Annotated in this window: 21 protein-coding genes; 4 read left to right on the plus strand and 17 right to left on the minus strand. The window is 72.0% G+C overall.

What is annotated here, in order from left to right:
- Nucleotides 1-42: 42 nt before the first annotated feature.
- From murG to JOE38_RS04455, 11 genes are all read right to left on the minus strand, one after another.
- On the minus strand, nt 43-1,143 hold the full coding sequence (murG, locus tag JOE38_RS04405; RefSeq protein ID WP_204575036.1) for an undecaprenyldiphospho-muramoylpentapeptide beta-N-acetylglucosaminyltransferase: 1,101 nt from the start codon (nt 1,141-1,143) through the stop codon (nt 43-45).
- Complete coding sequence (gene ftsW / locus JOE38_RS04410; RefSeq protein ID WP_204575037.1) at nt 1,140-2,429, minus strand: putative lipid II flippase FtsW; 1,290 nt, start codon at nt 2,427-2,429, stop codon at nt 1,140-1,142. The genes murG and ftsW overlap by 4 nt, the downstream gene beginning before the upstream one ends.
- Nucleotides 2,386-3,930 (minus strand): UDP-N-acetylmuramoyl-L-alanine--D-glutamate ligase, encoded by a 1,545-nt coding sequence (gene murD, locus JOE38_RS04415; protein WP_204575039.1) that lies wholly within the window; start codon nt 3,928-3,930, stop codon nt 2,386-2,388. The genes ftsW and murD overlap by 44 nt, the downstream gene beginning before the upstream one ends.
- A gap of 2 nt (nt 3,931-3,932) precedes the next feature.
- The gene (gene mraY, locus JOE38_RS04420; RefSeq protein WP_204575040.1) at nt 3,933-5,042 is read right to left on the minus strand and encodes a phospho-N-acetylmuramoyl-pentapeptide-transferase; all 1,110 of its coding nucleotides are present in this window, start codon (nt 5,040-5,042) and stop codon (nt 3,933-3,935) included.
- The gene (locus JOE38_RS04425; RefSeq protein WP_204575041.1) at nt 5,036-6,445 is read right to left on the minus strand and encodes a UDP-N-acetylmuramoyl-tripeptide--D-alanyl-D-alanine ligase; all 1,410 of its coding nucleotides are present in this window, start codon (nt 6,443-6,445) and stop codon (nt 5,036-5,038) included. Before JOE38_RS04425 ends, mraY begins: the two co-directional genes overlap by 7 nt.
- 1 nt (nt 6,446) lies before the next feature.
- Complete coding sequence (locus tag JOE38_RS04430) at nt 6,447-7,991, minus strand: Mur ligase family protein (RefSeq protein ID WP_204575042.1); 1,545 nt, start codon at nt 7,989-7,991, stop codon at nt 6,447-6,449.
- 12 nt (nt 7,992-8,003) lie between these two features.
- Nucleotides 8,004-9,785: a peptidoglycan D,D-transpeptidase FtsI family protein gene (locus tag JOE38_RS04435; RefSeq protein WP_204575043.1), complete on the minus strand. Its 1,782-nt coding sequence runs from the start codon at nt 9,783-9,785 to the stop codon at nt 8,004-8,006.
- Between the two features lie 91 nt (nt 9,786-9,876).
- On the minus strand, nt 9,877-10,551 hold the full coding sequence (locus JOE38_RS04440) for a hypothetical protein (RefSeq protein WP_204575044.1): 675 nt from the start codon (nt 10,549-10,551) through the stop codon (nt 9,877-9,879).
- A complete protein-coding gene (rsmH, locus tag JOE38_RS04445; RefSeq protein WP_204575045.1) occupies nt 10,548-11,504 on the minus strand; it encodes a 16S rRNA (cytosine(1402)-N(4))-methyltransferase RsmH in 957 nt (318 codons plus the stop codon). The genes JOE38_RS04440 and rsmH overlap by 4 nt, the downstream gene beginning before the upstream one ends.
- A 103-nt stretch (nt 11,505-11,607) precedes the next feature.
- A complete protein-coding gene (mraZ, locus tag JOE38_RS04450) occupies nt 11,608-12,039 on the minus strand; it encodes a division/cell wall cluster transcriptional repressor MraZ (RefSeq protein WP_012038555.1) in 432 nt (143 codons plus the stop codon).
- Nucleotides 12,040-12,377: 338 nt separating this feature from the next.
- Nucleotides 12,378-12,773, minus strand: coding sequence for a DUF3040 domain-containing protein (locus JOE38_RS04455; RefSeq protein ID WP_204575046.1), 396 nt, complete (start codon nt 12,771-12,773; stop codon nt 12,378-12,380).
- A gap of 77 nt (nt 12,774-12,850) precedes the next feature.
- Here JOE38_RS04455 and JOE38_RS04460 point away from each other — a divergent pair, with 77 nt between their 5' ends.
- Nucleotides 12,851-13,972, plus strand: coding sequence for a polyprenyl synthetase family protein (locus JOE38_RS04460; protein ID WP_204575047.1), 1,122 nt, complete (start codon nt 12,851-12,853; stop codon nt 13,970-13,972).
- Between the two features lie 50 nt (nt 13,973-14,022).
- Here JOE38_RS04460 and JOE38_RS04465 read toward each other — a convergent pair whose 3' ends face one another.
- Nucleotides 14,023-14,364 (minus strand): Rv2175c family DNA-binding protein, encoded by a 342-nt coding sequence (locus JOE38_RS04465; protein WP_204575048.1) that lies wholly within the window; start codon nt 14,362-14,364, stop codon nt 14,023-14,025.
- A 213-nt stretch (nt 14,365-14,577) separates the two neighbouring features.
- On the opposite strand from JOE38_RS04465, the gene JOE38_RS04470 reads away from it, so the two are divergent.
- Entirely contained in the window at nt 14,578-15,852 is a 1,275-nt protein-coding gene (locus JOE38_RS04470; RefSeq protein ID WP_204575049.1) for a LysM peptidoglycan-binding domain-containing protein, read from the plus strand.
- Nucleotides 15,853-15,934: 82 nt separating this feature from the next.
- Nucleotides 15,935-17,884 carry a Stk1 family PASTA domain-containing Ser/Thr kinase gene (gene pknB, locus JOE38_RS04475; protein ID WP_204575050.1) on the plus strand — a complete coding sequence of 650 codons (1,950 nt, stop codon included), beginning with the start codon at nt 15,935-15,937 and terminating at the stop codon, nt 17,882-17,884.
- 80 nt (nt 17,885-17,964) lie between these two features.
- On the opposite strand, the gene JOE38_RS04480 is transcribed toward pknB, so the two are convergent.
- The 3 genes from JOE38_RS04480 to JOE38_RS04490 form a co-directional block, all read right to left on the minus strand.
- The gene (locus tag JOE38_RS04480; protein WP_015490537.1) at nt 17,965-19,335 is read right to left on the minus strand and encodes a class II 3-deoxy-7-phosphoheptulonate synthase; all 1,371 of its coding nucleotides are present in this window, start codon (nt 19,333-19,335) and stop codon (nt 17,965-17,967) included.
- A 59-nt stretch (nt 19,336-19,394) separates the two neighbouring features.
- Entirely contained in the window at nt 19,395-20,084 is a 690-nt protein-coding gene (locus tag JOE38_RS04485; protein WP_012038562.1) for a lysophospholipid acyltransferase family protein, read from the minus strand.
- Nucleotides 20,085-20,160: 76 nt separating this feature from the next.
- Nucleotides 20,161-21,126 (minus strand): ROK family glucokinase, encoded by a 966-nt coding sequence (locus JOE38_RS04490; RefSeq protein ID WP_204575051.1) that lies wholly within the window; start codon nt 21,124-21,126, stop codon nt 20,161-20,163.
- Nucleotides 21,127-21,258: 132 nt separating this feature from the next.
- Between JOE38_RS04490 and JOE38_RS04495 the strand changes: the two genes are divergently transcribed.
- On the plus strand, nt 21,259-23,085 hold the full coding sequence (locus JOE38_RS04495) for an AMP-dependent synthetase/ligase (protein ID WP_204575052.1): 1,827 nt from the start codon (nt 21,259-21,261) through the stop codon (nt 23,083-23,085).
- 44 nt (nt 23,086-23,129) lie between these two features.
- Here JOE38_RS04495 and JOE38_RS04500 read toward each other — a convergent pair whose 3' ends face one another.
- A complete protein-coding gene (locus tag JOE38_RS04500) occupies nt 23,130-23,621 on the minus strand; it encodes a peptide deformylase (RefSeq protein WP_104234875.1) in 492 nt (163 codons plus the stop codon).
- A 34-nt stretch (nt 23,622-23,655) separates the two neighbouring features.
- Nucleotides 23,656-25,116 carry a mycothione reductase gene (locus tag JOE38_RS04505; RefSeq protein ID WP_204575053.1) on the minus strand — a complete coding sequence of 487 codons (1,461 nt, stop codon included), beginning with the start codon at nt 25,114-25,116 and terminating at the stop codon, nt 23,656-23,658.
- Between the last annotated feature and the right edge of the window lie 7 nt (nt 25,117-25,123).

A 25,123-nucleotide genomic window follows, 5' to 3' on the forward strand; every position in this document is an offset into this window, starting at 1 on the left:
CGGTCTCCTCGGGAGGTGGGAAGCGGGGCGGGCGGCGGGCGGTCAGCGCCGCGCGGCGGGCCGGGACGGTCGGGCGGCGAGGGCGTCGCGGACGAGGGCGGCCATCCGGGCGGCGCCGTCGCGCGTGCCGACGGAGGCCGCCGCCTCGGACATGCGCGCGAGCGCCGCCGGGTCGGACAGGAGCGGGAGGACGTGCGCGAGCACCCAGTCGGGCGTGAAGTCGGCGTCGGCCACGACGATCCCGCCGCCCGCCGCGACCACGCCGCGGACGTTGACGGCCTGCTCGCCGTTGCCGACGGGGTACGGGACGTAGACCGCGGGGACGCCCACGGCGGTGAGCTCGGAGAGGGCGCCGGCGCCGGCGCGGGAGACGACGAGGTCGGCCGCCGCGATCGCGAGCTCCATCCGGTCGGAGTAGCCGACCACGTGGTAGCGCTCGACGTGCGGGTCGGTGAAGTCCTGCGCGCCGCCGACGATGTGCAGGATCTGCGCGCCCGTCGCGGTGATGCGCTCGGCCACCTGCACGATCGTGCGGTTGAGGCTGCGGGCGCCCGTGGATCCGCCCGTGACGAGCAGCGTCGGCCGGTCGGCGTCGAGGCCGAGCTCAGCGCGCGCGGCATCGCGGACGGCGTCGCGGTCGAGGGTCGCGATCTCGCGGCGCAGCGGCATGCCCACCGCCTGCGCCCGCGGGAGGGCGGTGTCGGGGAACGTGATTCCGACGGCGGTCGCGACGCGGGCCCCGAGCCGGTTGGCGAGCCCGGGTGACGCGTTCGCCTCGTGCACGACGACCGGGACGCCCGAGCGGCGCGCGGCGAGGTAGGCGGGCGCGGCCGCGTAGCCGCCGAAGCCGACGACCACGTCGATCCCCCGCTCGGCGATCATGCGACGGATCTGCCCGACGGCCCGGGCGAATGCGGGGGCGAAGCGCACCGCGGCCCCGTTCGGACGGCGCGGGAAGGGCAGGCGCGCGATGGTGAGGAGCTCGTAGCCGCGCGCCGGGACGAGCCGGGCCTCGAGGCCCTCGCGCGTGCCGAGGACGAGGATCGCCGCCTCCGGCTCGCGCGCGCGCAGCTCGTCCGCCACGGCGAGCAGCGGGTTCACGTGCCCCGCGGTGCCGCCGCCGGCCAGCAGATAGGTGGTCACGAGCGCATGCCGATCACGGCCGGGATGACGTCGGGCGACTCCTCGGTGGTGGGCCTCCGGGCGAAGCCGAGCACGATGCCCATCGCCACGAGCGTCGTCACGAGCGATGACCCTCCGGACGACACGAACGGCAACGGCACCCCGAGCACCGGGAGCAGGTTGAGCACCACGCCGATGTTGACGAAGGCCTGCACGATGATCCAGGTCATGACGGCGCCCGTGGCGACGCGCGCGAACGTGTCGGTGTTGGCGCGGATCACGCGGATGAAGCCGATGGCGAGCACGACGAACAGGAGGATGACGACGATCGCGCCGATGAGGCCGAGCTCCTCGCCGATGATCGCGAAGATGTAGTCGTTGTCGGCCTCGGGCAGCCACATCCACTTGGCCTTCGAGTTGCCGAGGCCGACGCCGAAGATCCCGCCGGCGGCCAGCGCGTACAGGCCGTGCGTGGACTGCCAGCAGCCGCCCGCGTAGTCGCACTGCCCGGTGAGGAACTCGGTGACGCGGCGCATGCGGCTGTCGCTGATCACGGTCATGAGCACCGCGAGCACGGAGCCGATCGTGAGCATGAGCGTCAGCTTGCCGATCGGGATGCCCGCGAAGAACAGGGCGCCGAGCACGATGCTCGCCATGATGATCACGGTCCCGAGGTCGCCGCCGAGCGCGACGAGGCCGACGGCGCCGCCCGCGACGGGCAGCACGGGGATGAGGATGTGCGGCCAGGTGCGCAGCAGGTGGCGCTTCCTCGCGAGGATGAACGCCAGCCAGATCACGAGGCCCACCTTGATGAGCTCGGCGGGCTGGAACGTGGTGCCGGCGATGCGGATCCAGCCGATGTTCTCGCCGACCTTCACGCCCATGGGGCCGAACACCAGCAGCTGCACGGCGCTGGCCGCGATCAGCAGCACCCAGGCCCAGCGCTTCCAGAACATAGGCGGCACGAGCGAGACGAGGAGCATGAGCGGCACGCCGATGAGCGCGAACATGCCCTGCTTGAGGAAGATGCCGAAGAAGCCGCCGCCGGCGACGAACGAGTCGATGCTCGAGGACGACAGCACCATCACCAGGCCGAAGACGACCAGGAAGAGCGTCGTGCCGAGCAGCAGGAAGTAGGAGCCGCTCTCCGCGTGGAAGGCGCGGCCGAGGTGGATCCGCGCGGCGAGTCCGCGGCGCTGCGTCCCCTCCTGCGCGTCCTGGTCGTGCGCCTGCGGGGTGCGCGGACCGCGGGGGCCCGGCGCGTCAGCCGCGCGAGGGGTCCGCGTCGTTCTCGGGGGCAGTGTCATCCGCCGCACCTCCCAGGTGGTGGTCGACCGCGGCCCGGAATCGGCTTCCGCGATCGGCGTAGTCGGTGAATTGGTCCATGGATGCCGCTGCCGGGGCCAGGAGGACGGTGTCGCCCTCCCGGGCCACGCCCGCCGCGAGCCGCACGGCGGACCGCATGACCTCCTCAGTGTCGCTCTCGGCCACCTCGAGGACGGTGACGTCGGGCGCGTGTCGCGCGAATGCCGCGAGCACCTCGGCGCGCTCGACGCCGATGACGACGGCGGCGCGCAGGCGCGGCGCGTGGGCGCGGATCAGCTCGTCCAGCTCGACGCCCTTGAGCAGGCCGCCGACGAGCCACACCACGGAGGGGAACGCCGCGAGCGACGCGGACGCGGCGTGCGGGTTGGTGGCCTTCGAGTCGTCGACGAACGCGACGCCGTCGCGCTCCCCGATCCGCTCGATGCGGTGGCTGTCGAGCTCGAAGCGCTGGAGCGCCTGCCGCACGACCGCCGGCGAGACGCCGTAGGACCGGGCGAGCGCCGCCGCGGCCAGGATGTTCTGCACGATGTGCGGCGCCGCGAGGCCCACCGCGCGCAGCTCGTCGAGCGTCGTCAGCTCGAGGGCGCTCGTGAAGCGCTCCTCGAGGAAGGCGCGGTCGCAGAGGATCCCGTCGACGATGCCGAGGTCGCTCGGGCCCGGCGCGTCGAGCCCGAACCCGATGGCGCGCGCGCCGTCCTGGACGTCCGCGTCGCGGAGGGCGTCCTCGGTCGCGCGGTCGGCGCGGTTGTAGACGCAGGCGACGCGCGTGTCCGCGTAGACGCGGCCCTTGGCCGCGGCGTACGCCTGACGTGACCCGTGCCACTCGAGGTGGTCGTCGGCGAGGTTGAGGAAGGCGCTCGAGTACGGCCGCACCTCGCGCATGTAGTGCAGCTGGTGGCTGGAGAGCTCGACGACGAGCACGTCGAAGCCGTCCGGGTGCCGCACGACGTCGAGCACGGGCAGGCCGATGTTGCCGCACGGCACCGCGCGCACGCCGCCCTCCTGCAGGAGCGCGGCCGTGAGCTGCGTGGTGGTGGTCTTGCCGTTGGTGCCGGTGATGGTGATCCACTCGGCGGGCGTGCCCGTCTTGTCGCGCACGCGCCACGCGAGCTCGATGTCGCCCCACAGCGGGATCCCCGCCTCCGTCGCCCAGGCGGGCAGCGGGTGGGTGGGTGCGTAGCCCGGCGAGACGACCACGAGCTCGGGCGCGAAGGCCGCGAGCTCCGCGGGGACGGGCTCCTCCTCGGTCGGCCGCACGAGGCGCCCGCCGATCACGTCGAGCAGCGCCAGCCGCTCGGGCGACGCGTCGGCGGCGACCACGAGCACGTCCGCCCCGAGCTCGATCAGGGTGTCGGCCACCGAGAAGCCCGTGCGGCCGAGGCCGAGGACGGCGACGCGCAGGCCGGTCCAGTCGTCGTGCCAGCTGTGCAGGGAGTCGGGTCGCGCGAGCGCCCGGCCGCCGTCCGAGGTGCCGTCTGTCATCTCTACTGCGTGATCCATTCCAGGTAGAAGGTGCCGACGCCCGCCGCCACCAGCAGGCCGGCGATGATCCAGAAGCGCACGACGACCGTGACCTCCGCCCAGCCCTTGAGCTCGAAGTGGTGGTGCAGCGGGCTCATGAGGAAGATGCGCTTGCCGTGCGTGAGCTTGAAGTAGATCCTCTGCAGCACCACCGAGCCCGCAACGATGACGAACAGGCCGCCGATGAAGACGAGCAGCAGCTCGGTGCGGCTGAGGATGGCGAGGGCCGCGAGGGCGCCGCCGAGGCCGAGGGATCCGGTGTCGCCCATGAAGATCTGCGCGGGCGAGGTGTTCCACCAGAGGAAGCCGATGAGCGCGCCGACGATGGAGGCCGCGATGATCGCGAGGTCGAGCGGGCTCGCCACCTCGTAGCAGCGGTACTCGTTCTGGTAGCTGGAGACGCTGTCGCACGACTGGTTGAACTGCCAGAAGCCGATGATGACGTAGGAGCCGATCGAGAAGATCGACGCGCCGGCCGCGAGGCCGTCGAGGCCGTCGGCCACGTTCACGCCGTTGGAGGCGCTCGCGACGATGAGGCAGATCCAGACGATGAACAGGCCCGTGCCGACGACCGCGCCGAGCGCCATGAAGTCGAGCGGCAGGTCGCGGAAGAGGCTGATGGCGGTGGACGCGGGCGTGAGTCCCGACACCGGGTCGCGCAGCGTGATGGCGAGCACGGCGAACACGGTGGCGACGAGGACCTGGCCGGCGATCTTCTGCCAGCCGCCGAGGCCGAGGGACTGCTGCTTGCGGGTCTTCAGGTAGTCGTCGAGGAATCCGACGAAGCCGAGGCCGACCATCATGAACACCACGAGCAGGCCCGACGGCGTCACGGGGTCGAACCGGATCCCGTCCCACGTGAGCAGGTGCCCCACGAAGTAGCCGATGACGCTCGCCAGGATGATGACGATGCCGCCCATCGTGGCCGTGCCGCGCTTCGTGTGGTGCGACTGCGGACCGTCGTCGCGGATGAACTGGCCCCACTGCAGCCGGTGGAACAGCTTGATGAACAGCGGCGTCAGGAAGAGCGTGAAGACGAGCGAGATGGCGCCCGCGCCGAGGAGGGCTACCACGAGTACTTCTCCCCCAGCTCGTCGCCGAGGAAGCGGAGCCCGGCGGAGTTCGAGGACTTCACGAGCACGAGGTCGCCGTCGCGGAGGATTCGGTCGAGGATCTCGCGGGCCTCGGCCGCGTCCTCGGCGAAGATCGACTCGCCGTCCCAGGATCCCTGCGCGATGGCCTCGAGGTGCAGGCGGCGGGCGGGCCGGCCGACCACGACGAGCTGGCCGATGTTGAGGCGCACAGCGAGCAGGCCCACGCGGTCGTGCTCCTCCTCGGAGAACTCGCCGAGCTCGCTCATCTCGCCGAGCACCGCGACCGTGCGCTGCTCCGGGCCGCGGATCTGCGCGAGCGTGCGGAGGGCGGCGGCCATGGAGTCGGGGCTCGCGTTGTAGGCGTCGTTGATCACCGTGACGCCGTTGCCGCCGAGCACCTCCATGCGCCAGCGCTCGGCGCGCTGCACGGTCTGCAGGGCGGAGACGATGGAGTCGCCGTCGACGCCGAGCGCCCAGGCGCCCGCCGCCGCGGCCAGCGCGTTGGTGACGTGGTGCTCGCCGAGCACGCGGAACGAGACGGGCCGCTCGGATCCGTCGGGCAGGTGCAGCGTGAAGGTCGTGCCGGCGGCGGACGCGACGATGTCGGTCGCGCGGACGGCGGCGCGGGCGTCGCGGCCGAACCAGAGCACGGGCGCCTCGGTCTTGTCGCTCATGGAGGCCACGCGCGGGTCGTCCGCGTTGAGCACCGCCGTGTCCTCGGGCAGGAGGTCCTTGACCATCTCGGTCTTCGTCACGAGCGTGCGCTCGATGCCGCCGAAGCCGCCCGCGTGCGCGAGGCCCACGGTGAGCACGATGCCGACGTCGGGCTTCGCCATGCGGATGAGCCGCGTGATCTCGCCCAGCCCGCTCGCGCCCATCTCCGCCACGAGGAACCGCGTGGAGCGCGTGACCTTGAGCATGGTGAGCGGAGCGCCGACCTCGTTGTTGAAGGACGCGACGGGCGACACGGTCTCGCCCTGCGTGGAGAGGATCGCGTGCAGCAGGTTCTTCGTGGTGGTCTTGCCGTTGGATCCCGTGACCGCCACCATCCGCAGGTCGCCGAGCGCGCGCACCCGCGCCACGACCTCGTGCGCCAGGCGGCCGAGCGCGTCGACGACGTCAGGGACGAGCACCTGCGGCACGGGCAGGTCGAGCTCGCGCTCGACGAGGAGCAGCGCGGCGCCCGCCTCGACCGCCGCGGGCGCGAACAGGTGGCCGTCGGTCTCCTCGCCGGGCTTGGCGACGAAGATCCCGCCGGGCGCGATGAGCCGGCTGTCGGTGTCGACGACGCCGTCGACGACGGTCTGCGCGGTCGCGTCGCCGCGCAGCAGGAGGCGGCCGTCGACCGCCTCGGCGATCTCGGCGAGGGTGAGGGCGATCATGTCAGCTCCAGCCTGCGTCGCGGAGGGCCGCGCGCGCGTCGTCACGGGCGGAGAACGGGATCTTGCGCCCGGCCACCTCGTGGTAGTCCTCGTGCCCGGGTCCGGCGACGAGGATGGTGTCCCCCTCGCCGACCAGCGACACGGCCGTGCGGATCGCCGTGGCGGGGTCGGGCACCTCGTGGATCTCGCGGTCGGGCACCGCGGCCGTCGCGCCCGCGATGAGGCTGGCCCGGATGGACGCCGGGTCCTCGTAGCGCGGGTGGTAGTCGGTGATGACCACGACGTCGGCGAGGCGGGCCGCGATCGCGCCCATCTCGGCGCGCTTCGTGGTGTCGCGGTCGCCGTCGGCGCCGAACACCATCACGAGCTTGCCGGGCGTGAAGGGACGCAGCGCCTGCAGCGTCTGCTCGAAGGCGTCGGGCGTGTGCCCGTAGTCGACGAAGAAGAGGGGGCCGGTCTCGCCGGAGACGCGCTCGGCGCGACCCGGGATGTACGCCTGGATGCCGCCGTCGCGGTCGAGCACGTGGGCGACGGCGTCGAGGTCGTAGCCGGACTCGACGAGCATCACGATGGCGAGCCCCGCGTTGGCGGCCATGAACCAGCCGGGGACGGGCACGCGGGAGACGAGCACGCGGTTGTCGGGCCCCTCGAGACGGAAGCCCGTGGAGTCGGGCGTCTGCTCGAGCACCGTGACGGTCCAGTCGGCGTCGACGCCGGGCTTCGAGGCGATCGTGGTCATCGGCAAGCGGGATCCGTCGACGATGCGCTGGCCCCACTCGGTGTCGAGCGAGACGACGCCGCGGCGCGCGCGGTCGGGGTCGAAGAACGCGGCCTTGGCGTCGAAGTACTCCTCGAAGTCCGCGTAGTCGTCGAGGTGGTCGTGGCTCAGGTTGATGAACGCGGCCACGTCGAACACCAGGCCGTCGACCCGATGCCGGGTGAGGGCCTGCGCCGACACCTCGATCGTCACGGCGCGGACCTCGGCCTCGCGCATCCGGGCGAGGAGCGCGTGCAGCTCGCTCGCCTCGGGCGTCGTGAGCCGGCTGGTGATGCTCTCCTCGCCGATGCGGCGCTCGGCCGTGGACGTGAGCCCGGTCACCACGCCGAGCTGGCGGAGCAGGCCGTCGAGCAGGTACACCACGCTCGTCTTCCCGTTGGTGCCCGTGACGCCGTACAGCGTCGCCGGGTTCTCGGCCGAGCGGTGGACCCACGCGGCGATGTCGCCGAGGGCGGCCCGCGGGTCGGGGGTGAGGATCACCGGGAGGCCGGACCCCTGGGCGTCGGCCAGCCCGTCGGGATCGGTCAGCACCGCGACCGCGCCGCTCGCCGCCGCGTCGGAGGCGAAGCGGGCACCGTGCACGCGGACCCCGCGGAGCCCCACGTAGAGGTCGCCGGGCTGCACGTCGCCGGAGGACAGCGTGACGCCCGTGACCTCCACGTCGTCCACGTCACCGACGACGTCGAGCGCGAAGTCGCTCACCAGGCCGGACAGCGACCGTGCGACGGGATGCTCGGGGCGGAGGGCGGGGGTGGCAGGGGAGGTCATCGCCCTCATCTCTCAGTAGGTCGTCGGGAGGTTCGGGGACGGCACGGTGGAGGGGGGCACCCGGTACGTCTTCAGGACCTGGGACATGATCTTCTGGAAGACGGGCGCCGCGGCCGCCGAGGACTTCATGGTATCCGGATTGGCCAGGCTGATCGACACGACGTACTGGGGGTCCTCGGCCGGCGCGAGGCCCGCGATCGACACCAGGTAGTTCTTGCCGTACTTGCCGTCGGCCTCCGCGACCTGCGCCGTGCCGGACTTCGCCGCGACCCGGTAGCCGGGGATCGTGAGGTCCTTGGAGAGGTGCCCGTCGGTGACGACCGTCTCGAGCATGTTCACGGTCGAGTCGGCGGCCTGGGGCGAGACGACCTGCGTGCCCTGGGTCGAAGGCTGGTCCGTGACGGTGCCGTCGGCGGCCTTGCAGCCGGAGACGAGCGACAGCGGCAGCTTCACGCCGTGGTTGCCGATGGTCTGGTAGATGCTCGCGACCTGCAGCGCCGTGGTCGTGAGGCCCTGGCCGAACATGGTCGCGTAGTTGGTCTGCGGATCCCACTCCTGCCACGGCCGGATCAGGCCGCTGCTCTCGCCGGGGAAGCCGAGGCCGGTATCGCCGCCCACCCCGAACGCCTTGAGGTAGTTGTAGCGATCCTCGGCGGAGAGACGCTCGCCGAGCGCAGAGATGCCCGTGTTCGAGGAGTCCATGAGCACGCCCGCGAGCGTGAAGTGCAGGTCGGGGTGGACGTAGCTGTCGCTGAGCTTCACGTTCGGACGGGTGAACGTGTAGGGCGCCACCACATGCGTGCCCGCGTCGGCCTTGCCGGAGTCGAGGAGCGCGGCGGCGGTCACGGCCTTGAGCGTGGATCCGGGCTCGAACGGCGAGCTGAAAGCGCGGCTCCCCCGGTCCTCCGGCTTCGTGGCGGACACGTCGTTGGGGTCGACCGACGGGTACTCGGCGACCGCCAGGACCTTGCCGGTCTTCACCTCGACGATGGTCGCGTGCCCGTAGTCGGCACCGACCTTCACGGCCTGCTCGGCCACCGCGGTCTGCGCGAAGTACTCGAGGTCCGTGTCGATGTTGGTCATCACGTCGCTGCCGTCGACGGCCGGCTTCTGCGTGACGGTGCTGCCGGCGATGGGCACGCCGTCCGCACCGCGCTCGTAGGTCTGCGCGCCGTCCTGGGCGGCGAGGCACGAGTCGTACTCCTGCTCGAGCCCGGCCTTGATCGTCCCGTCGCCCGCGATGTAGCCGAGGATGCTGCCCGCGATCTGCCCGTTCGGGTACGTGCGGCTCGACACGGCCTGGAAGTAGATCCACGGGATCTTCAGGTCCCGGATGGCGAGGTAGGCGTCGACGTCGACGCCCTTGGTCACGTAGCCGAAGAGCGACTTGGGGTCCTTGGCGAGCGCTCCCGTGATGAGCCCGTCGATCTCCTCGGGCTTCTGCCCGGTGATCGCGCCCAGCTGCGCCTCGGCGTCCGCCAGCGACACGTCCTGCTTCACGGGCTTGCCGTCGTCGCCGGTGACCGTCCGGGTGAAGTCGCCGGCCTTGGACGGATCCATCGTGACGTCGTAGCGGAGCACGCTGTCCGCGAGCACCTTGCCGTCGGCGTCGTAGATGCTGCCGCGGACGCCGGGCAGGGTCTGCGAGATCGCACGCTTGCCGAGCGCCTCCTCGTTGAGCTCCGAGGCCTGGACGACCTGGATGTCGATGAGCTTGACGACGAAGACCCCGATGACGGCGAGTATCGCGATCAGGGAGAAGGCGATGCGCCGTCGGTTCGAGATCGTGCTCACTCGGGGGTTCCTCTCGATGCCTGCGATGCGGTGCGGTGCTCCGTCGGAGCGGTGTCGTGCGGTGCCGACGGCCCCTCGACGGGGCCCGGCCTCAGCGGGTCTGCGGGGTCGGGATCGCCGTGGCCGACGCTAGCCCGGAGGCCGCGCCTGACACGGGAGGCGCGCTCGGGGTCCCGGCGGTCACCCCGCCAGCGGCCTCCGCGGAGCCCGGGATCGCGGAGCCCGGGTCGACCGCGGCGGCACCGTCCTGCGCGGTGGCGGCCTGGAGGGCGGCCGCCCGCTTCGCGGGGTCGCTCTCGATGGTGAGCGGGACGCCGCCGAGGAGCGAGTTGCCGATGAGGGTGTCGGCCGTGAGCGCCGTGGTGGCGCCGTCCTTCGCCTGCGGCGTGCCCTGGATGGTGCCGTCGAGCGAGAGGAAGGAGGGCGACGCGCTCGCGACCATGCCGAGCGCCTGGGCGTTCCGCGCGAGGTTCTGCGGGGACGACAGCCGGTCGACGTCCTCGGTCAGCGCCTGGTGGGTGCGGTCCAGCTCCTTCTGCTGCTGCTGCAGCGACTGGATCGCGTACGCCCCGTCGGACAGGCCGATGGAGAGCAGCAGCTGCGCGAGGAGGACGACGAAGAGCCCGCCCACGACGATCACCGCGTAGACGGTGCGCGGTCGGGCGCGACGCTGGCCGCGGGTGGCGACGACCTCGATGTGGCGGGTGGGCGGCTCGGCGGACGGCCGGATCCGGGGACGCGCGGTCGCGCGTGCTGCATCGGTCATGCGTGTCGCCTCCTGGCTCGTTCGGCGGCGCGCAACCGGACGGAAGCGGCGCGGGGGTTCTGGGCGATCTCGTGCTGGTCCGCGAGCTCGGCGCCGCGGACGAGGAGCTTCAGCTCGGGACGGTGCTCGGGCAGCTCGACGGGGAGCCCCACGGGCGCCGTGCTCGTGGAGCGGGCGCGCAGCTCGCGCTTGACGATGCGGTCCTCGAGCGACTGGTAGGACTCGACGACCACGCGTCCGCCGACGGCGAGCCGGTCGATCGCGGCCGGCATGGCGCGCGCCAGCACGCTCAGCTCCTGGTTGACCTCGATGCGCAGCGCCTGGAACACGCGCTTGGCCGGGTGCCCGGCCCGCTGCACCGCCGCGGGCGTGGCCTGCTGGATGATCTCCACGAGCCTGGCCGACGTGGTGATCGGCTCCACCTCGCGCGCCTGGACGATGCGGCTGGCGTAGCGGGGGGCGAGCTTCTCCTCGCCGTAGTCGTAGAAGATCCGGCGCAGCTCGAGCTCGTCGTACTCCGCCACGACCTGGGCGGCGGTGAGGCCCGCGGTCCCGTCCATGCGCATGTCGAGGGGCGCGTCCTGCGAGTACGAGAATCCGCGCTCGACGCGGTCGAGCTGGAGCGACGAGACGCCCAGGTCGAAGAACACGCCCTGCACCTCGCCGATCCCGAGCCCGTCGAGCGCGCGCCCGATGCCGTCGTAGACCGTGTGCACGAGGTGGACGCGGTCGCCGAACCGCGCGAGCCGCTCCCCCGCGATCGCGAGGGCGTCCGGATCGCGGTCGAGCCCGACCAGCCGGAGGCCGGGCAGCGCGTCGAGGAACGCCTCGGAGTGGCCGGCCATCCCGAGGGTGGCGTCGACCAGCACTGCGCCATCACCCTGCAGGGCGGGGGCGAGCAGCTCGAGGCACCGCTCGAGGAGGACGGGGGTGTGGATGTCGTCGAGGGCCATGGCATCCCGCTGTCCTGTCCGCGGCTCCTGATCCCCATCCGTCCCGACCTGCCACCGGGGAAGTGCGGCAGGGCGTCGGACGGCTGGGAGTCAGGGGCCGGGGTCAGAACAGGCCGGGGATCACCTCCTCCGCGGTGTCGGCGAACGCGCTCTCGTTGGCGGTGAGGTACTCGTCCCACGTGCCGGCGTCCCAGATCTCGACGCGGCTGCCCGCGCCGATGACCGCGAGCTCGCGGTCGAGGCCCGCGTAGGTGCGGAGCGCCTGCGGGATGGTGATGCGGTGCTGCTTGTCCGGCGTCTCGGCGTTCGCGCCGGACAGGAAGACGCGCATGTAGTCGCGCGCCTGCTTGCTCGCGAGCGGCGCCTGGCGCATGCGGTCGTGCAGCTCCTCGAACTCGCGCGTCGTGAACACGTAGATGCAGCGGTCCTGGCCGCGCGTCATGACGACGCCGCCCTCGAGCTCGTCGCGGAACTTCGCGGGGAGGATGAGCCGCCCCTTGTCGTCGAGACGAGGCGAATGGGTGCCGAGGAACACACCGACACCCCCTGTCTCTCCGGCCGTGGTTCAGGACTTGCTCCACTTTACTCCACAGCCCTCCACCTATCGCCAGGCATGCGAGGTGAATTCCCGGCGCGTGTCCCCCGATGCCCGTGGATACGGGGCATGTGCTGAGGGGAGGGATGTGGAGGGGAATCGAGCGACCGGCGCGCCGCGGACACGCAGAAGCGCCCCGCGGGGGGTCGAGGGACCGCCCGTGGAGCGCCGGGGAGGGATGCGGGTGGTGCTGGGGACACGAGAAGGGGCCGATCCCGGTTCGGGATCGGCCCCTTCGGGTCGAGTGGAGGGCGGTGGAGGACCGCCTCAGGTGGAGGTCAGTCCTGACCGCCCTGGCGCTTCTCCCAGCGCTCGTTGATGCGGTCCATGAAGGAGGACGACGAGGCGGGTCGCTTGCCGGGACCACGGCCGGCGGCCCGGGGCGCGGTCGGAGCCGACGCATCGGCGGCCGCATCGCGCGGGCTGAAGATGAGGAGCGCCCCCACGATCATGATCGCGAAGCCGAGGATGCCGATGATGGCCAGCTTGGTGATGACGCCGGCGGCCAGGGCGGCGATGCCGAGGACGATGACCAGCACCCCGACCACGACCATCGTGTAGTTCGGTCTGGTGCGGCGACCGCTGACGGTCGCCACGAAGTCTGCGTCGTTGCGATAGAGGCTGCGCTCCATCTCCTCCAGCAGGCGCTGCTCTTGCTCGGAAAGCGGCATCATGTTCCCCTCAGGCTCGGGACGACGCGTCGATGTTCACCTGTGGATTCTAGCTCCCTGCCCCTGGCTAGGCTAGGCGGGTGCCCGAAAGCGACCGCCTCGTCAGCCACGTCCAGACCCGCCTCGACGACTTCCTGACGGCCCAGGCGGCGGGACTCCGGGAGATCAGCCCGGATCTTGTGCCCATCCAGGAGTTCTCCTCGGATCTGCTGAGAGGCGGGAAGCGGTTCCGGGCGCAGTTCTGCTACTGGGGCTGGCGGTCGGTGATCGACCTCGAGCCCTCCCCCGCCGGACGGCCGCAGGGCGAGGAGCGACCGGGGTACCGCGCGGTCGTCGGCGTCGCCGCGGGCCTCGAGATCTTCCACGCCGCGGCCCTCGTCCACGACGACATCATCGACCGCTCCGACACCCGTCGGGGCCGTCCCGCCGCGCACCGCCGCTTCGAGGCGCTGCATGCGGCGAGCGGCTGGGGCGGGTCGTCGGCGGGCTTCGGCGAGGCGGGGGCGACCCTCCTCGGCGACCTCCTCCTGGGGTGGAGCGACGAGCTGCTCATCGACTCGCTGCTAGCGCTCGCGGACGGGTCCGCCGCCCGTGCCACCCGCGCGGAGCTCGCGACGATGCGGACCCAGGTCACGCTCGGCCAGTACCTCGACGTGCTCGAGGAGGTCGCGTGGCCGACCGTTCCCGAGGACGACACGCTCGCCCGCGCCCACAACGTCATCGTCTACAAGTCAGCGAAGTACAGCATCGAGGCTCCGCTCGTCGTCGGCGCGAGCCTGGCGGGGGCGACGCCCGAGCAGGTCGCGGCGCTCCGGGCCGTCGGCCTGCCGCTCGGCATCGCGTTCCAGCTGCGCGACGACGTGCTCGGCGTCTTCGGCGACAGCGCCGTGACCGGGAAGCCGAGCGGCGACGACCTGCGCGAGGGCAAGCGCACGGTGCTCATCGCGCTGGCGCGCCGTCGGCTGCCGGACGGGGTGCGCCGCACGGTCGACGCGCTCCTCGGGGATCCGGACCTCGACGACGATCAGATCCGCGCGCTCCAGTCGATACTCCGCGAGAGCGGCGCTCTCGACGAGGTGGAGGGGATGATCTCCCGCCACGTCCGAGAGTCGCTCGCGGCGTTGCGCGAGGCCCCGATCGGCGCCCGGGCGAGGAACCAGCTCGAGCTGCTCGTCGACAGCGTCACGCGTCGCGTCACCTGATCCGACGCCATCCGCGCCTGACGGCTGGACTCCGACCGGGCAGGCGTCGATCAGGCGCTGGCTTGCGCCACCCGACGCACCTCGGCCTTGCGTCCGGCCAACAGGGCGTCGACGGGGGCGGCACCCAGGCTCGGCTCCTCCGCGAGGAGCCAGTGCATGGCCTCCTCGTCGGTGAATCCGTTGTCCCCGAGCACGATGATCGTGCCCCGCAGCTCGGACAGCGGCTCGCCGTCCCGCAGGAAGACGGCCGGCACCTTGAGCACGCCGTCGAGGCGGACCGCGAGCAGGCGCCTGTCCTCGATGAGCCGGCGCACGCGGCTGACGGTGAGACCCAGGAGGTCGACGAGATCGGGGACGGTCAACCACTCACGGTCGGCATAGGGCTCGTTCACGCCTCACATGCTGGCACGTCATGCGACGGGCCAGGGACCGGGCGCCGCGACGGCCCGGAGCTCGGCGACGTCGCGCGCCTGCCTATCCGCCGAAGGCGCGTGTCGCTGTTCACTCCAGTCACATCCGTCCCTTATGTGCCCTTTTCTCTCTCTGCGTGTTAACGTGGAACTCCTGCATCAGGGAATCGAGCACGACGGCCGGAGTAGACCAGCATGCCCATGACCGAACCCACCTCCCCTCGCGACCCCCATCGATCCGCGGACACCGGTGCCGGACGCTCGGCGAACCGCCGCTCCAAGGCTCTCCTCGCGACCATGCCCATCGTGCTCGTCGGTTCCCTCGCGGTGAGCCTCGGCATGGCGACGCCCGCGGAGGCGGCCCCCGTCAAGCGCATCCCGAAGGCCAAGTCCGGCCCCACGCAGACCAAGCTCCCGCGCGTCGCCGCTCCGACGGCAGCCCCGGCAGCGGCGCCCACCGTGGCCGCTCCCTCCACGTACGTGGTCGAGCAGGGCGACACCGTGTCCAGCATCGCCGGTCGCTACGGCCTCTCCACCGCATCCGTCCTCGCGCAGAACGGCCTCGGCTGGAAGACGACGATCTTCCCCGGCCAGACGCTCACGCTCGGCGGATCCGGCGCATCGACCCCGGCGCCCGCCGCGGCGTCCACGGGATCGGGCGCGAGCTACACGGTCGTCGCGGGCGACACCGTCACCGGCATCGCCGGCAAGCACGGCGTCTCGACCTCGGCGGTGCTCCAGGCCAACGGCCTGCAGGCGACGAGCACGATCTTCCCCGGCAACAGGCTCATCATCCCGGGGGCCGGCTCCACCGCCGCGCCGGCCGCGCCCGCGGCACCCGCCAGCGCCTCCCCCGCCGCGAAGCAGGGCCTCTCCGGCACCTACACGATCGAGACCGGCGACACGCTGCACAGCATCGCGACGGAGTCGGGCGTCACCATCCAGGACCTCCTGAATGCCAACGGCCTCAACTGGTCGAGCATCATCTACGCCGGCAGCAAGCTCACCATCCCGCACGTGTCCGCATCCGTCGTGCAGGTCGCGTCGCTGGACGGGACGACGATCATGACCGATGAGATGCGCCGCAACGCGCGCGTCATCGTCCAGGTCGGACGCTCCGCCGGCGTGAGCGACTACGGCCTCGTCATCGCCCTCGCCACCGCGGCGCAGGAGTCGACCCTCCGCAACCTCGACTGGGGCGACCGCGACTCGATCGGCCTGTTCCAGCAGCGCCCGAGCCAGGGCTGGGGTCAGCCCGCCCAGCTCAACGACCCCGTGTACGCGGCGCGCGCGTTCTTCGGCGGGAGCGTCAACCCGAACCCCGGCGCGACGCGCGGTCTCCTCGACATCGCCGGCTGGAAGTCGATGACCGTCACGCAGGCGGCGCAGGCCGTGCAGTACTCGGCCTACCCCGACGCCTACGCCAAGTGGGAGGCATCCGCCTGGGCGTGGCTCGACGAGATCGGCTGACGCCGATCCGCAGGCGCACCCGCGCGGCGGCGCACCGGTGTGCCGGGGAGGCCCCGGCACCGGCGATCCCTAGAATCATCCAGTGACCTCCAGCCCGACCGACCCCATGATCGGCCGTCTCCTCGACGGTCGGTACCAGGTCAGGTCCCGCATCGCGCGCGGCGGGATGGCGACGGTCTACGTGGCCACCGACCTGCGGCTCGAGCGCCGCGTCGCCGTGAAGGTGATGCACGGGCACCTCGCCGACGACAGCGCGTTCCGCGACCGCTTCATCCAGGAGGCGCGCTCGGCCGCGCGGCTGGCCCATCCCAACGTCGTCAACGTCTTCGACCAGGGCCAGGACTCCGACATGGCGTACCTCGTCATGGAGTACCTGCCCGGCATGACGCTGCGCGAGCTGCTGCAGGAGTACGAGCGGCTGACGCCGGAGCAGACCCTCGACATCCTCGAGGCCGTGCTCTCCGGCCTCGCCGCCGCGCACAAGGCCGGCATCGTCCACCGTGACCTCAAGCCCGAGAACGTGCTGCTCGCCGACGACGGACGCATCAAGATCGGCGACTTCGGCCTCGCGCGCGCGGTCAGCGCCAACACGGCCACCGGGCAGGCGCTCCTCGGCACCATCGCGTACCTCTCCCCCGAGCTCGTCACCCGGGGCATCGCCGACACCCGCAGCGACATCTACGCGGTCGGCATCATGATGTACGAGATGCTCGCGGGCGAGCAGCCGTTCAAGGGCGAGCAGCCGATGCAGATCGCGTACCAGCACGCGAACGACCAGGTGCCCACCCCGAGCACAGCCAACGCGTCCGTCCCCGTCGAGCTCGACGAGCTCGTGCTCTGGGCCACCGCCCGGGATCCCGAGCAGCGGCCCCGCGACGCCCGCGCCCTCCTCGACGAGCTCTACGCCGTGCAGAACCGGCTCGACGCCCGGTCGGGCGACCCGGCTCCGCTCCAGCGCACCGTCGTCTTCCCGAGCGCCCCGGCGCTCCCCTCCGTCACGACCGGCGAGACGCAGGTCGTGGGAGGTCCCCCGGTCATGACGCGCCAGGAGACCGAGCGCACCGAGCCGGAGTCCGTCGTCGCGCTGGCGGAGGCCGGATCGCGCCGCCGCTCGCGCGGCTGGATGCTCGCGCTCCTCGTCGTGATGCTCGCCGCCCTCGCCGGTGGCACGGGCTGGTACTACGGCCAGGGGCCGGGCGCGCGCGTGCCCGTGCCGTCCGTCACGGCCATGGCCGTCGACGACGCCGCCGGCACGCTCCAGGGCCAGGGCTTCGTCGTCGCGCGTGCCGAGGAGCCGAGCGTGGACGTCGAGGTGGGGCACGTGACCCGCAGCGTCCCGGCCTCCGGCACGCCCGTCGACCAGGGGTCCACCGTGACCGTCTACGCCTCGACCGGACCGCGGCTCCTCGACGTGCCCGACGTGGTCGGGGCTGCCGAGGCGGACGCCCGCACGCGCCTCGAGGGCGTCCCCTTCGTCGTCCAGGAGGCGACCATCCGGCAGTACGGTGACGCCGCCGAGGGCACCGTCGTGCAGGTGCTGGACTCCTCGGGAGCCCCCGTCGCGGCGCAGTACCCAGAGCAGCAGCCCGTGACCCTCGTGGTCGCCGCCGGGAAGATCCCCCAGGTGAATGGCCGCTCCGTCGACCAGGCCGTGGCGACGCTCGCCCAGGCGGGTCTCGTCGGCGAGGCGGGGAAGCAGAGCTTCAGCGACGACGTCGAGAAGGGCGAGGTCATCTCGGTCTACCCGGTGGACCAGAACCCCGTGCGCTCGGGGCTCGACGGCGCGCCCGGCAGCAAGGTCGGCCTCGAGATCTCGAAGGGGCCCGACCTCGTGGCGGTGCCGGCGGTCGTCGGGCTGACGCGCGACGAGGCGAAGGCGGCGCTCGACGCGGCGGGCTTCAAGTACGCGTACTCCGCGTTCTGGGACGCGCTGCCCAACAGCATCACCCGGGTGGCCTCGGCCAGCCCGGAGGCGCAGGCGATGGCCCGTCGCGGGTCCACCGTCAACCTCGGCATCACCGCGTCCGGCTGATCCGACGCGCACGACCGCAGTCCCGGCACGACGATGCCCCGCGGCCTCGAGGGCCGCGGGGCATCGTCGTGCGGTCGGGATCAGCTGCGCGCGGCGGCGAGCTCCTCCGCGACCAGGAACGCGAGCTCCAGACTCTGCATGTGGTTGAGCCGAGGGTCGCACAGCGACTCGTAGCGCGTGGCCAGCGTCGCCTCGTCGATGTGCTCGGATCCGCCCAGGCACTCGGTGACGTCGTCGCCGGTGAGCTCGATGTGGATGCCGCCGGGGTGCGTGCCCGCCGCCCGGTGCGCCTGGAAGAAGCCCTGCACCTCGTCGACGACGTCGTCGAAGCGCCGCGTCTTGTAGCCGGTGGGCGTGGTGAGGCCGTTGCCGTGCATCGGGTCGGTGACCCAGAGCGGGTTCGCGTCCGACGCCTTGACGGCCTCGAGCAGGGGCGGGAGGGCATCGCGGATCCTGCCCGCCCCCATGCGCGTGATGAAGGTGAGCCGGCCGGGCTCGCGGTCCGGGTCGAGCTTCTCGATGAGCTCGTGCACGGTCTCCGGCGTGGTCGACGGGCCGAGCTTGACGCCGAGCGGGTTGCGGACGCGCGAGAGGAAGTCGACGTGCGCCCCGTCGAGGTCGCGCGTCCGCTCCCCGATCCAGATGAAGTGCGCCGACGTGTTGTAGGGCGTGCCGGTGCGCGAGTCGATGCGCGTCATGGGCCGCTCGTAGTCCATGAGGAGGCCCTCGTGGCCGGTGTAGAACTCGACGCGCTTGAGGTCGTCGAAGTCGGCGCCCGCGGCCTCCATGAACTTGATGGCCCGGTCGATGTCGCGCGCGAGCTGCTCGTAGCGCTGGTTCGCGGGGTTGGCGGCGAAGCCCTTGTTCCAGCTGTGCACCTCGCGGAGGTCGGCGAAGCCGCCCTGCGTGAAGGCCCGGATGAGGTTCAGCGTCGAGGCGGCCGTGTGGTACCCCTTCACGAGGCGCGCGGGATCGGCCGCGCGCGACTCGGGCGTGAAGTCGTAGCCGTTGACGATGTCGCCTCGGTACGCGGGCAGGGTCAGGTCGCCGCGCGTCTCGGAGTCGCTCGAGCGGGGCTTCGCAAACTGGCCGGCCATGCGGCCCATCTTCACGACGGGCATGGCCGCGCCGTAGGTGAGGACGACGGCCATCTGGAGCACGGTCTTCACGCGGTTGCGGATGGCGTCGGCCGTGGCGCCCGCGAAGGTCTCGGCGCAGTCGCCGCCCTGGAGCAGGAACGCGCGGCCGTCGGCGGCGGCGGCCAGGCGCGACCGCAGCAGGTCGACCTCGCCGGCGAAGACCAGGGGCGGCAGCAGGGCGATCTCGGCGGAAGCGGCGTGCACGGCGGCGGCGTCGGGCCACTGCGGCTGCTGCTTGACCTCGAGGGTGCGCCAGTGGTCGAGGCCGGCGAGGACGTCGGGATGGGCGGGGACGAGGTGCTCAGAGGCCACGGTGGGATCCCGGTTCGTGTCGTGCGCGTGGTGCGCGGTGGAGGCTGTGCGGGAGACGGTCAGCGGGCCGCGCTCGCGCGCTTCTCCTTGACCGAGGTCGCATAGACGTCGACGTACTCCTGGCCGCTCAGCCTCGAGAGCTCGTACATGATCTCGTCGGTGATGGAGCGGAGGATGAAGCGGTCTCCCTCGAGGCCGGCGAACCTACTGAAATCTAGCGGCTCGCCGATGACCACACCAATCCGGCGGACCTTCGGGATGCGGGTGCCGATGGGCATGACCTTCTCGGTGTCGATCATCGCGATCGGGACGACCGGGACGTCGCCCTCGAGGATCATGCGCGCCACGCCCGTGCGGCCGCGGTACATCCGGCCGTCCGGGCTGCGGGTGCCCTCGGGGTAGATGCCGAGCATGCGGCCCTCGGCGAGCACGCGGAGGCCGGTGTTGAGCGACGCCTCGGACGCCTTGCCGCCGGAGCGGTCGATGGGGAGCATGCCCGTGGCCGTGAAGAACATCTTGGTGGCCCAGCCCTTGAGGCCGGTGCCGGTGAAGTAGTCGCTCTTCGCGAGGAAGACGAGGTTGCGGTCGACCAGCAGCGGCAGGAAGACCGAGTCGATGAACGAGAGGTGGTTGCTCGCGAGGATCACGCCGCCCTTGGCGGGGATGTTCTCGATCCCGGTGACCCAGGGCCGGAACGTGCTCCGGAGGAGGGGTCCGGCGACCAGGTTCTTCATGAACCAGTAGAACATCGTCGGTCACCTTCCGGGTGGGGTCGCATCCAGCATAGGCGGCCGGGGCGGCGCGACGCCGCAGGCCGACGCCGGGTCAGGCCCCGTGGTGCAGCGCGGCCGCGTGACGGCGGGCGAGGTCGGCCGCGCCCACGACTCCGGCGTCGTTGACGAGCTCCGCGATGCGGAACTCGGGCTCCGGGTGGTAGCCGCGGGCCGGGAGGTGCGCCAGGTACGCCTCGCGGATCGGGTCGAGCAGGAGGTCGCCCGCCTGCGCGACGCCGCCGCCGATCACGAACATCTGCGGGTCGAGGATCGCGCCGATGCTCGCGGCCGCCTCGCCGAGCCAGCCGCCGAGGCGGCGGAGGGCGAGGAGCGCGCCGGGGTCGCCGGCCTGGATGAGGTCGCTGACGTCGTGGCCGGTGAGCGTGCCCACCTCCCGGCGGCGGGCGGCGAGGCCCTCGCCGTGCGTGCCGCCGAGGTCGGCCAGCTCGTCGGCGGTGCGCAGGAGCGCGCGGCCGGATCCGTACTGCTCGATGCAGCCGCGGGCGCCGCAGCCGCAGGGCAGGCCGTCGGGCACGACGCGCATGTGGCCGAGCTCGGCGCCGGCGCCGAAGCCGCCACGGAAGAGGCGGTCGTCGGCGACGATCGCGCCGCCCACGCCCGTGCCGATCGTGAGCGTCACCATGTCGCTGACCAGGCGACCCGCGCCGTAGCGGAACTCAGCCCAGCCGGCGGCGTTCGCGTCGTTCTCGATGACGATGGGGAGGTCGATCCGGCTGCGCAGCTTCTCGCGCACCGGCTCGTTTCGCCAGTTGATGTTCGGGGCGTAGTAGACGGTGGACTGCGCGGCGTCGATGAAGCCGGCGGCCGCCACGCCGACCGCGACGACGTCGGGGTGCAGGGCGCGGAGCCGCTCGACCATCCCGACGACGGCCTCGACGATGGCGTCCGGGCTGCTCGCCTCGGTGGGCGTGCGCTCCTCCGCCGCGATGACGCCGAGCTCGTCGACCACGGCTCCCGCGATCTTCGTCCCGCCGATGTCGATCCCTATTGCATGCACTCCGCGGGCCCTTCCTCATCGTCTCGCCCGTCGATCCTACTGAGGCGTCCGGCGCCCCCGAGCGGGGACGAGCGCCCGGCGGGCCCGCCCCGTAGTCTGGTCACATCCATTTCCGGTACCGAGGGAGTTGCCGTGGAACAGCACACCATGCCCGCCGTCGTCGAGGCGAGACCCGACGACAACATCACCGACGTCCTGGTGCACCGCGTGAGGACGAGCCCCGACGCTCCGCTGTTCGCGCTGCCGGACGGGTCGGGCGGGTGGAGCGACGTCTCGGCGTCCGAGTTCCACCGCCAGGTGATCGCCCTCGCGAAGGGCCTCGTGGCCGCGGGGATCGAGCCGGGCGAGCGCATCGGGATGATGTGCCGGACGCGCTACGAGTGGACCCTCGTGGACTTCGCGGTGTTCTTCGCGGGAGCCGTCCTCGTCCCCGTCTACGAGACCTCCTCCCCCGGCCAGGTGCACTGGAACATGCAGGACTCCGGCGCGGTCGCGATGATCCTCGAGACGGCCGAGCACTTCTCGCGCTTCGACGAGGTCCACCCGGAGCTGCCCGCGGTGCGCCGCGTCTGGCAGATCGACCTCGGCGACCTGGACAAGCTCGCCGAGCAGGGCGTCGACGTGCCGGACGCCGAGATCGAGCGTCGCCGGAACATCGCGGTCGGCTCGGACATGGCGACCCTCATCTACACGTCGGGCACCACGGGGCGGCCGAAGGGCTGCATCCTCACGCACGCGAACTTCGTGGAGCTCTCGCGGAACGCCGAGGTCGCGATGGAGGAGGTGGTGCGGGTCGGCGCGTCCACGCTCCTCTTCATCACGACCGCGCACGTGTTCGCGCGCTTCATCTCCATCCTCAACGTGCAGGCGGGCGTGAAGACCGGGCACCAGGCCGACACCACGCAGCTCCTGCCCGCGCTCGCGTCGTTCAAGCCGACGTTCCTGCTCGCGGTGCCGCGCGTGTTCGAGAAGGTCTACAACTCCTCGGAGCAGAAGGCCGAGGGCGCCGGCCGCGGGAAGGTCTTCCGCAAGGCCGCCGAGGTCGCGTACGCGCACTCGGTCGCCGTCGACGCCGGATCGGTGCCGCTCGCGCTGAAGCTCCAGTACAAGGTGTTCGACGCGCTCGTGTACTCCAAGATCCGGCAGGCGATGGGCGGGCGCGTGCGCTTCGCGGTGAGCGGATCCGCGCCCCTCGGCCTCCGGCTCGGGCACTTCTACCGGTCGCTCGGCCTCACGATCCTCGAGGGCTACGGCCTGACGGAGACGACCGCGCCCGTCAGCGTGAACCTCGTCAAGGGATTCCGCATCGGCACGGTGGGGCCGGCGATGCCCGGCGTGGCGACGCGCATCACCGACGAGGGCGAGATCCAGGTCAAGGGCGTCAACGTCTTCGACGGCTACTGGCAGGACGAGGAGGCGACCGCGGCCGTCTTCGACGACGGCTGGTTCCGCACGGGCGACCTCGGCAGCTACGACGCCGACGGCTACCTCACGATCACGGGCCGCAAGAAGGAGATCATCGTGACGGCGGGCGGCAAGAACGTCGCGCCGGCCGCGCTCGAGGACCCGATCCGCGCGAACCCGCTCGTCGGGCAGGTCGTGGTCGCGGGCGACCGGCGGCCGTTCATCTCGGCGCTCATCACGCTGGATCCCGAGATGCTCAAGGTCTGGCTGGCGAACAACGGGCAGGATCCCGCCATGACGCTCGAGCAGGCGTCGCAGAACCCGGCGGTGCTCGCCGAGGTGCAGCGCGCGGTCGACGCGGCCAACGCGACGGTGTCGCGCGCGGAGTCCATCCGGAAGTTCGTCGTGCTGCCGGTGGAGCTGACCGAGGCGGCCGGGCACCTGACGCCGAAGCTCAGCATCAAGCGCCAGGTGGTGCTCGACGCGTTCGCCGACGTGATCACGCGGATCTACGAGGCGGCGCCGACGACCGAGGGGCACTCGCTGGTCCACTGACCCTGAGCGTCGGCCCGCGCGAGCGCGCGGGCCGACGCTTCGGATCAGAACCAGTCGGACTCGCGCACCTGCTTCATGGCCTCGCGGCGGCGCTGCTTGTCGAGCCGGTCGAGGTACACGAGTCCGTCGAGGTGGTCGACCTCGTGCTGGAAGGCCTGCGCGAGGACGCCCGTGCCCTCGATGCGGACGGGCTTCCCGTCGAGGTCGATGCCGGTGATGACGGCCTCGGGGTGGCGCATGGTGGGGAACCAGAGGCCCGGCACCGAGAGGCAGCCCTCGTCGACGAGGACGGCCTCGCCGCGGAGCTCCTCGATGACGGGGTTGAGGACGTAGCCGAACGCCGGCCCCACGTTGTAGCTGAATGCCCGGAGGTTCACGCCGATCTGCGCGGCGGCCACCCCGGCGCGGCCGTCGGGCCGCACGCTGTCGAGGAGGTCCTCGACCAGGGCTCGCACGCCCTCGTCGATCTCGTGGATCTCCGAGGAGACGGTCTTCAGCACCGGATCGCCGAACAGGCGGATCTGTCGTTCAGTCATTCTCTGCTTCCGTGGTTCCTGGGCGGGCGGCGGGTCAGGATCGACCGGCCCCCGCGGGCGCGTCGCCCTGGCCATTCTCCCGTGCCCAGTCGGCCACCGCGGACTCGGCGGCGAGCAGCGCGTTCTCGACGATCTCCGTCACGGCCGGGTGCGGCCAGTACTGCGCCCGCGCGAGCCCGGTGACCGGATGGCCGAGGCTCGCGGCCATGAGGAGCGGCTGGATCAGCGCCGCGGAGTCCGAGCCGATGATGTGCGCCCCGAGGAGCGTGCCCCCGTCGCGCGGATCCACCACGAGCTTGCAGAACGAGGTCGTGTCCTCGAGCGCCCAACCCCACGCGGTGGACGAGTACGGCTGCTCGATCGTGACGACGGGTCCGGCCTCGCGTGCCTCGGCCTCCGTGAGGCCGAAGGAGCCGATCTGCGGGCGCGAGAAGACCGCCTGCGGCACGGGCCCGGGAGCTCCGCCGATGAGGTCCTCCGGGTGCAGCAGGTTGTGCTGCACGACGCGGGCCTCGTGGTTGGCGACGTGCTTGAGCTGGTGGTCGGCGCTGATGTCGCCGAGGGCGAAGACGCCCGGCACCGGCTCGCCGCCCGCGAGCACGCGCTGCCGGTCGTCGACCACGATGCGGCCGTCGTCGTGCATGTCGTAGCCCGCGTTCTGGACCGCGAGCGTGTCCGTGTTGGGGACGCGGCCGAGGGCCATGAGCACCGCCTCCGTCTCGACCAGGTGGCCCGAGGCGAGCCGTGAGCGCAGCACGTCGCCGTCGCGCTCGATCTCCTCGACCTCGCAGTCGGTGATGACGTCCCACTGCGTGCGCGCGAGCGTCGTGAAGCGCGTCGAGACGTCGGCGTCGAGGTTGCCGAGCAGGTGCGCGGAGCGGGCGACCTGCGTCACGTGCACGCCGAGGTGGCTGAAGACGTGCGCGAACTCGGCCGCGACGTATCCGCCGCCCACGATGAGCAGCGAGGCGGGCAGCTCGGCGATCCGCATGATGGAGTCGGAGTCGTGGATGTCCGGGTCGGGCGCATAGACCGCCTGCAGCGGCCGCGGGCGGGAACCCGCCGCGAGCACGATGCGATCGGCGGTGATCCGCTGCCCGCTCGCGGAGACGAGCACGCCGGGCGCCTCGAAGCCGACGCTCTCGCGCAGCAGCGTGACGTTCTCCGAGCCGCTCTCGCGCCACTCGCGGCCGCCCTCGCTGATCGCGTCGATGCGGCCGAACACGCGGGCGCCGATGGCGGGCCAGTCCACGGCGTCGACCGAGGCGCGGATCCCGAGGGCGGCGCCGTCGCGCGTCTCCGCGGCGACGTCCGCCACGTGCACGAGCATCTTCGTCGGGATGCAGCCCGCGTTGAGGCACGTGCCGCCGAAGTGCTCCCCGTCGTCGACGAGCAGCACGCGCTGGTCGGCGAAGCGCTCGTCGGCGATCGAGTTGCCGGATCCGGCCCCCACGATCACGAGGTCGTAGCGCTGGTCCTCGGGGGTGTCGGTCATCTCGTGG

Origin of the sequence: Clavibacter michiganensis (assembly GCF_016907085.1) — a bacterium.
Lineage (GTDB): Bacteria > Actinomycetota > Actinomycetes > Actinomycetales > Microbacteriaceae > Clavibacter > Clavibacter michiganensis_O.

What these genes read in the sequence shown, in the direction of transcription:
- rsmH (WP_204575045.1), bottom strand. Translation starts at nt 11,504, where the DNA reads ATGGCCCTCGACGACATCCACACCCCCGTCCTCCTCGAGCGGTGCCTC.
- JOE38_RS04425 (WP_204575041.1), bottom strand. Translation starts at nt 6,445, where the DNA reads ATGATCGCCCTCACCCTCGCCGAGATCGCCGAGGCGGTCGACGGCCGC.
- JOE38_RS04455 (WP_204575046.1), bottom strand. Translation starts at nt 12,773, where the DNA reads ATGATGCCGCTTTCCGAGCAAGAGCAGCGCCTGCTGGAGGAGATGGAG.
- JOE38_RS04485 (WP_012038562.1), bottom strand. Translation starts at nt 20,084, where the DNA reads ATGTTCTACTGGTTCATGAAGAACCTGGTCGCCGGACCCCTCCTCCGG.
- JOE38_RS04500 (WP_104234875.1), bottom strand. Translation starts at nt 23,621, where the DNA reads ATGACTGAACGACAGATCCGCCTGTTCGGCGATCCGGTGCTGAAGACC.
- murD (WP_204575039.1), bottom strand. Translation starts at nt 3,930, where the DNA reads ATGACAGACGGCACCTCGGACGGCGGCCGGGCGCTCGCGCGACCCGAC.
- JOE38_RS04440 (WP_204575044.1), bottom strand. Translation starts at nt 10,551, where the DNA reads ATGACCGATGCAGCACGCGCGACCGCGCGTCCCCGGATCCGGCCGTCC.
- JOE38_RS04470 (WP_204575049.1), top strand. Translation starts at nt 14,578, where the DNA reads ATGCCCATGACCGAACCCACCTCCCCTCGCGACCCCCATCGATCCGCG.
- JOE38_RS04505 (WP_204575053.1), bottom strand. Translation starts at nt 25,116, where the DNA reads ATGACCGACACCCCCGAGGACCAGCGCTACGACCTCGTGATCGTGGGG.
- ftsW (WP_204575037.1), bottom strand. Translation starts at nt 2,429, where the DNA reads ATGACACTGCCCCCGAGAACGACGCGGACCCCTCGCGCGGCTGACGCG.
- JOE38_RS04430 (WP_204575042.1), bottom strand. Translation starts at nt 7,991, where the DNA reads ATGACCTCCCCTGCCACCCCCGCCCTCCGCCCCGAGCATCCCGTCGCA.